Consider the following 5,377-nt stretch of genomic DNA (forward strand, 5'->3'; position numbering starts at 1 on the left):
CACTATGATTTTTGCCATTCCCACCCGAGCAATTTGGGAGGCAAGACTGTCAAGGGTTTCCAGAGCCTCCTCTTTTAAATTAAATCGGTCAAAATCAAAGAGTACATCAGCATTGAGGTTGATTTTTACAACACCGCTTATGGTACCAACTGCATCGATATCAGCACCAGGCGTGTCTCCTGAACAGATTTCCTGTAAATCAGTAATTCTTACGTAGTAAAAAATATCACGAATGTCCTTTACAGCCGGGGATATGTCGATAAAGGACTTTCCGCCCTTGATAATGCCCAGGTCGCGCCAGTTTTTACCATCCTTCGAGATTTCAAATTGAAATGATTCTTCAGAAGGCCCTACTTCCCAAACGTAAATGTCCGGTCCTTCCATGTCGACAAAACCGTTGTCTGTAAACTCAAGTATTATTTGACCGCCACAACCCAAAGAGACATAATGTGGCACACGATAGTGTGTATAATTGGGTTCGCCCAAAGCTTCTTCCGGGTCAGAAAATTCTTCATCAGCAGAGGGGCTGCCAATTTTAAAGTCAACTACCCGATCTGCAAATGATATTTTTCCGATGGGCATATAAATGGGCTCACCGCGTGTTGAGGAATAGTATTTCCCTTCAATGTTTAGTTCTTGTGAAAAGAGAAGTTGAGTAGAAAGAAAACTCAGAAATAAAAATAAAACAGTTTTCATTGGTATTCAGTAATACTATATGAAGATACCAATTTTTTTTGACAACTTGATGAAATACTAGTGCATTAAAAAAAAAACTATTTGAACATCAAATTTGAACTTAATTATATACCGGTATAATTCGCCGGAGTTATTCTTAAAAGTTCATTTTTCACCTCTTGTGATACATCTAAAGTATCAATAAACTGTGCAATTGTTTGTTGGTTTATCTTTTCATTGGTTCTGGTAAGTCCTTTCAAAGCTTCATAAGGGTTGGGATAGCCTTCCCTTCTTAAAATGGTTTGAATGGCTTCAGCCACCACCGCCCAGTTGTTTTCGAGGTCTTCATTAATTTTAACAGTATTGATAACCAGTTTTCCAAGTCCTTTTAAAGTGGAATGAAGCGCAATCAAAGTATGGCCAATGGGTACGCCCACGTTGCGCAATACTGTACTATCGGTCAAATCGCGCTGCAGGCGACTGATGGGCAATTTAGCCGAAAGGTGTTCAAAAACAGCATTGGCTATACCTAAATTTCCTTCAGAATTTTCAAAATCTATGGGGTTGACTTTATGCGGCATCGCTGATGAACCCACTTCGCCGGCTTTGATTTTTTGTTTGAAATACTCCATCGAAACATACGTCCAGAAATCCCTGTTCAAATCAATAATGATATTGTTGATTCTTTTATAAGCGTCAAACAGTGCCGCCATATGGTCATAATGCTCAATTTGTGTGGTAGGGAAGGAGTGGTGCAGCCCTAAACCTTTTTTGACAAAATGGGTTCCGAAACTTTTCCAGTCAATTTGGGGATAAGCCACGTGATGTGCATTAAAATTGCCGGTTGCCCCGCCAAATTTTGCTGCGTTTTTTGTATGCTTTAGAATTTCAAGTTGTTCTTGAAGTCTCACTACATAAACTTCGATTTCCTTGCCCAGCCGCGTAGGCGATGCCGGTTGTCCATGGGTTTTGGCCAGCATTGGAATGGCTGCCCATTCTTTGGAAAGGCTGCTGAGTTTTGAAATCAGTTCTTCCAATAGGGGAACATAAACTTTCTCGGTCGCATCTTTAATTGATAGCGGAATAGCGGTGTTGTTGATGTCCTGTGAGGTCAAACCAAAGTGGATAAATTCTTTGAATGATTGTAATCCAAGTGCATCAAACTTGTCTTTGATAAAATATTCCACGGCTTTCACATCGTGGTTGGTGGTTTTTTCTATGTCCTTAATGGATTGCGCATCTTGAGTTGAAAAGCTTTGGTACATTTCGCGTAAAGCGGAATAATGGGTTTTATCAAAATCCTTTAGCTGAGGTAAAGGCAGTTCACACAGTGCAATAAAATATTCAACTTCAACAAGTACCCGGTATTTGATGAGCGCTTCTTCTGAAAAATAGGGAATTAACGCAGCGGTTTTTGAATGATATCTGCCGTCGATGGGCGAAATTGCCTGAAGGGGTTGGTTTGCCATAGTGAAAAAATAAACGACAAAGATAATTAATATATCCGGTTGTTTAAAAAGCATTTCTAAAAACCCGCTATCATTTCAAACTGTTGTAAAATTCAATAACTCTGTGTCAACCCTTTCAGGGTTTTAAACCCTGAAAGGGTTAAATACCGGTTAGTTTTTTTAAAATGTGCCTTGCACGCGCTTTAAACGCCGGTTGTTCTGAAGGGAAGTCTTTTTCGAGTATGATTTTAAGTTCGGGGTGTACCCAGTCAAATTCGGTTCCCAACAGAAACAAGCATTGCATGGCATAAGCTTTAGCAGCCACTCTCTGATTGGAAATAAGCCAATCGAAACAAAATTCCGTTAATTGTTCCCGGTGGGATTTAGTTAAAAAAGTTCTTGTGGGCAAGTGGTGGTTTTTGTAGTAAAGAGTGAGTACAACTTCACAAATCTTTGCAAGTGGTCTTACGGCCTGGTGTTTATGAATTTTGGGCAATTCAGATATAAGTAGGTCTAGGTAAGGATACAACAATTGCGGGTTTTTTATGCAAACCAATTCTAAAACCCATGCGGCTTTATATGAAACGTTTTCATCAACCTGAAAACAGGTGTTGAGTAGGAACTCGAAGTATTCGGGCTGATTAATCACAATATCTGCCAGGATTTCCCGATTATTCCTGTAGGCTTTTAGTGATTCTAATTTCTGAATTAAATCTTCCAAATCGATAGCTATAGACATTTTAGTTTTTCTATAAATATAGGTACGCCCAAAGTAGCCGTAGCCGGAATAATTTCAACCTGATTTGACAATCCATACACACTTGCCGGTTTGGGGTCAATGTAAAATACAGGCGAATGATTGGGCGCATAACTCATCAGCCCCGCAGCGGGATAGACTTGCAACGAAGTGCCAATTACGGCCACAACATCGGCACTTTCGGTAATTTCAATGGCTTCTTCGATTGCTGGTACGGCTTCTCCAAACCAGACAATATGGGGCCTCATCTGTCCGTTTTTTGGGCAGCAATCCCCTTCCATTATGTCGTTTTTACACTCTATTATATAATCTTCGTCCAATGAGCTTCTGGCTTTTAATAGTTCACCATGAAGGTGCAGCACTTTTGAACTGCCGGCACGCTCGTGCAAATCGTCCACATTTTGGGTGATGATGTGCACATCATACTCCTCTTCCAGTTTTGCCAGGATATAATGCGCTGAGTTTGGTTTTACCTCCAGCAATTGCTTTCGGCGTTTGTTGTAAAAATTCAGCACCAATCCCGGGTTTTTGTTCCAGCCCACGGGCGAAGCCACTTCCATAATGTCGTGGCCTTCCCAGAGCCCGTCTGCATCCCTGAAGGTTTTAATACCGCTTTCGGCGCTTATTCCGGCACCTGTTAGTACAACCAATTTTATCATATAAATATTGAATTCTACGTTTTAAACAAACTTCATTTTAAAATCTTCTTTAAAGTAAGTCGATTCTTACATTTAACAGGTAAATTCTTACACTTTATCTAAAACTTTAAAAAGCATAGTGTAAATGAATTAGATTTGATGTATAAAAAAATATAAACTTAACTAATTAAATTTTAAATTATGAAACAGACTATTAAATTTAACAGCAACTTATTTACGCTTTCGTTTTTATTTATTGCTTTTGCATTTGTCTCTTGTGAAAAAGATGAAATGCAGGATGATCTGTCCTTAGATAAAAGAGGCGGGGCAGCCGCTTCCACTCAGAACGGGTTAATGTACTCTGATTCTTGGTTTCACATTGCAGAAGAAAATTGTGCTGGTGAGCCTATTGAATTTTGCTTCACTTATTCTGGAACTAGAACTGTCCAAATACAACAACATAATGCCGTTTTAAACGACTGGCTTCAAATTTATCATTCGTCAAATTCGGCGCAACATTGCGGAGAATTAGTATTTAATGATGCTGGAACCTACCTTTTGCGTTATTCAGTTAGTGGGCAAGGTGGTCCTAATAACATAGAATTTGAAGTTACAGCTGAAAACTGTGGCTGCGAAGACTCACTCTCAGCTGTTCTTGACTGCTCAGGTGACTCTAAAGTACTTACAATTACCTTTACTGCAGAAGAAGCAGGACCTATAGTTATTCAAGGAGGATTGTCAAGTGGTACAACCATTATAGATACTAATTCAAATGTTCTGACCAGAAACGAAACTCATAATTCTGCGGGGGGTCCATCCAACGTTACCCGTTGGGAAGGTGATGTAACAGCTTGTGAAGAGGTAACCATTACCATTGAGTTCACCGGAGGAAACGGTGTGGGTGACTGGTCTGCAAAAAGAGGAGATGATGTCTTGGGTGCTACCGAAGCAATATCCTGCCAGTAAAAATTAAAAGCATACATTTAAAGAGTAAGCCACGGATCCTGTCCGTGGCTTTTTTATTTGGAAACATTTGATTTGTAAGGCATGTTTGCCTTTAGACTATTAATTCTTATTAAAATTCCTTTTATACTTGGTATTTCAGATAAGTATATATACGTATATCATACGTAAGAATACTTTGAAAAAGTATTAAAATTTTGCAGTTTGTACTCTTTTTCGCACCGTTTATCTAAAAATCACAAAACGCTGTTAAAAGATATAAAAGCTTTTCATAATTTTGAACATTCCCCAATCGGTTTTATACCTATTAAAACCAAATGCCGCCCCTTATTTATTTAAACTGTAACATTTTGTTGCTCAGGCAGCTTTTGTTGTAGTGGACTTTCTTGACCTCTGTGCGGGTATTAACTTTAAACTAATACAAAATCAGAAGTTATGTCAAAAGATTACGAGTGTAGGTTTTCGACTCCGGTGGAGTGTGAAAATCAAAATCAAAACGAAAGCACATGGCAAAACCCGTTAAGGGGGTTTGTTAAAAGCATTTCTGCACTTGCTGTGGTTATGCTTTTTTTATTTGGGGGACAACAGGTATTCTCGCAAATTATTATTGAACGAGGAGGTGTTGAAGCCGACTTTGGTGTAGATGGTGAAGTACAAGCCAATACTTCAATTTATGTCTATGATAGTGGTGGACAATTAATACAACCACCTGCAAATAACTCCGATGACTGGTTTGTAAATACTACTTTATATCCAGGAACAGGTAAAGGAGTTATCGATGTAACCACACTACCGTTACCTCCAAATTCGTCAGACAACATTTCCTATGTCAGAGGGATGAGCGCCGAAACGTTTGATGTCATTGACGGGAACATGTGGCTAGACGCCGTGTTTTT

At 39.2% G+C, this 5,377-nt stretch carries 6 protein-coding genes; 2 read left to right on the forward strand and 4 right to left on the reverse strand.

Annotated elements, in window-relative coordinates:
* The 4 genes from AC6F75_RS09400 to AC6F75_RS09415 form a co-directional block, all read right to left on the reverse strand.
* On the reverse strand, positions 1–696 hold a 696-nt coding region (locus AC6F75_RS09400; protein WP_500714747.1), incomplete at its 3' end, for a hypothetical protein.
* 104 nt (positions 697–800) lie between these two features.
* Positions 801–2,144, reverse strand: a complete 1,344-nt coding sequence (gene purB / locus AC6F75_RS09405) for an adenylosuccinate lyase (protein ID WP_500714748.1) — start codon at positions 2,142–2,144, stop codon at positions 801–803.
* A 139-nt stretch (positions 2,145–2,283) separates the two neighbouring features.
* Entirely contained in the window at positions 2,284–2,862 is a 579-nt protein-coding gene (locus AC6F75_RS09410; RefSeq protein WP_500714749.1) for a HEAT-like fold family protein, read from the reverse strand.
* Positions 2,853–3,539, reverse strand: a complete 687-nt coding sequence (locus AC6F75_RS09415; protein WP_500714750.1) for a Sir2 family NAD-dependent protein deacetylase — start codon at positions 3,537–3,539, stop codon at positions 2,853–2,855. The genes AC6F75_RS09410 and AC6F75_RS09415 overlap by 10 nt, the downstream gene beginning before the upstream one ends.
* Positions 3,540–3,719: 180 nt before the next feature.
* On the opposite strand from AC6F75_RS09415, the gene AC6F75_RS09420 reads away from it, so the two are divergent.
* A complete protein-coding gene (locus AC6F75_RS09420; protein WP_500714751.1) occupies positions 3,720–4,484 on the forward strand; it encodes a hypothetical protein in 765 nt (254 codons plus the stop codon).
* 432 nt (positions 4,485–4,916) lie between these two features.
* On the forward strand, positions 4,917–5,377 hold a 461-nt coding region (locus AC6F75_RS09425), incomplete at its 3' end, for a hypothetical protein (RefSeq protein ID WP_500714752.1).

It is taken from the genome of Planktosalinus sp., from assembly GCF_059864935.1.